The organism is Halioglobus sp. HI00S01 (assembly GCF_001635445.1).
GTDB lineage: Bacteria > Pseudomonadota > Gammaproteobacteria > Pseudomonadales > Halieaceae > Halioglobus > Halioglobus japonicus.
Map to the genome: position 1 here is coordinate 1 of NZ_LWEE01000135.1, position 260 is coordinate 260.

At 60.4% G+C, this 260-nt stretch carries 1 protein-coding gene; it reads left to right on the forward strand.

Annotation, left to right across the window (positions count from 1 at the left end):
* Positions 1 to 260: aminotransferase class V-fold PLP-dependent enzyme (locus A3709_RS14950; protein WP_156507780.1), on the forward strand; the 260-nt coding region annotated here is incomplete at both ends.

Sequence of the window (260 nt, forward strand, 5' to 3'; positions counted from 1 at the left end):
CGTAGACAAGGTGGAGGCCACCTTTGCCGCACATCCCGAAGCCTCTACACTGGCGTTTGTCCACGCAGAGACATCCACCGGTGCGCGCTCTGACGTCGCCGCGCTGTGCGCGCTGGCTAAAGCGAACAACGCGCTGAGTATTGTCGACACCGTTACCTCACTGGGCGGCATCGAACTCAAAGTGGATGAATGGGGTGCCGACGCGGTCTACTCGGGCACCCAGAAGTGCCTGAGCTGTATACCGGGTATTTCACCGGTCA